Annotated in this window: 1 rRNA gene; it reads right to left on the bottom strand. The window is 49.4% G+C overall.

Going from position 1 to position 1839, the window contains the following annotated elements:
* Window positions 1-31 precede the first annotated feature (31 nt).
* Window positions 32-1531: ribosomal RNA gene (locus EAO33_RS08815) — 16S ribosomal RNA — on the bottom strand.
* Between the last annotated feature and the right edge of the window lie 308 nt (window positions 1532-1839).

Here is a 1839-nt window from a genome sequence, read left to right as displayed (position 1 = left end):
AGCAAGCAAATGCTAAGGGCAATTCTCTAAGAAAGGAGGTGATCCAACCGCAGGTTCACCTACGGTTACCTTGTTACGACTTCACCCCAGTCGCTGTGTGTGCCGTGGGCAGTAGCTACTTTAGCATCCTGACTTAAGGCAAACACAACTCCCATGGTGTGACGGGCGGTGAGTACAAGACCCGGGAACGTATTCACCGCAACATGGCTGATTTGCGATTACTAGCGATTCCAGCTTCATGCAGGCGAGTTGCAGCCTACAATCCGAACTGAGAGATGTTTTTAAGATTGGCTCAGCCTCGCGGCATTGCATCTCTTTGTGCATCCCATTGTAGCACGTGTGTAGCCCTAGGCGTAAGGGCCATGATGACTTGACGTCGTCCTCACCTTCCTCCTGCTTACGCAGGCAGTCTTCTTAGAGAGCTCAGCATGACCTGTTAGCAACTAAGAAAGAGGGTTGCGCTCGTTGCGGGACTTAACCCAACATCTCACGACACGAGCTGACGACAGCCGTGCAGCACCTGTTTTCAGGGCCTAGCAAGCTAGACACTCCCCTATTTCTAGGGGATTCCTTCAATGTCAAGCCTAGGTAAGGTTCTTCGTGTATCTTCGAATTAAACCACATGCTCCACCGCTTGTGCGGGTCCCCGTCTATTCCTTTGAGTTTTAATCTTGCGACCGTACTCCCCAGGCGGGATGCTTAAGGCGTTAGCTGCATTACTGGGAGGACAAAGCCCCCCAACAACTAGCATCCATCGTTTAGGGCGTGGACTACCAGGGTATCTAATCCTGTTTGCTCCCCACGCTTTCGTGCAATCAGCGTCAGTATTGTTCCAGCAGGTCGCCTTCGCAATGAGTATTCCTCTTGATCTCTACGGATTTTACCCCTACACCAAGAATTCCACCTACCTCTCCCACACTCTAGGATCGCAGTTTCAAATGCAGTTCTATGGTTAAGCCATAGGATTTCACATCTGACTTACAACCCCGCCTACGCACTCTTTACGCCCAGTGATTCCGAGTAACGCTTGCACCCTCCGTATTACCGCGGCTGCTGGCACGGAGTTAGCCGGTGCTTATTCGTCAGATACCGTCATTATCTTCTCTGACAAAAGGAGTTTACAATCCTAAAACCTTCATCCTCCACGCGGCGTTGCTGCTTCAGGCTTGCGCCCATTGAGCAATATTCCCTACTGCTGCCTCCCGTAGGAGTCTGGACCGTGTCTCAGTTCCAGTGTGTCCGTTCACCCTCTCAGGCCGGATACCCGTCATAGCCTTGGTGGGCTCTTACCTCACCAACAAGCTGATAGGACATAGACCAATCCTTTAGCGATAAATCTTTCCCCCGTAGGGTAGTATTTGGTATTAATCACCATTTCTAGTGGCTATCCCAAACTAAAGGGCATGTCATCTATGCGTTACTCACCCGTGCGCCACTAATCCACCTAGCAAGCTAGGCTTCATCGTTCGACTTGCATGTATTAGGCACGCCGCCAGCGTTCACTCTGAGCCAGGATCAAACTCTCCATAAAGTTAAGTTCAAATCCATCGCTCTTTAAAACTCACAAAGTGATAGCGTTGTTCGTTTATAAAGAGACTTTGAAACAAAGTTGGGGTTTAACCCCAGCCTTGCGCCAAGACTCTCTTGCTTGGATGTCAAAGAACACACCAAATCCCAAAAGACCAATGCGGAAAATGGCAAAAGCGCATTATAGAGTAAGAAAGCTTAAGGGGGGCTTAAAGTAGATGAGACTACTGGCGTTTTTAAAAACCTAGTATGCTCATAGTTATGCTCATAGTGGGGTGAAGATCGCCCGTAACGCTTCTTTGAAACGGCTGA

The organism is Helicobacter labacensis, assembly GCF_003660285.1.
GTDB lineage: Bacteria > Campylobacterota > Campylobacteria > Campylobacterales > Helicobacteraceae > Helicobacter > Helicobacter labacensis.
Note: the sequence above shows the minus strand (reverse complement) of the source record. Positions and strands in the feature narration are given on the sequence as shown.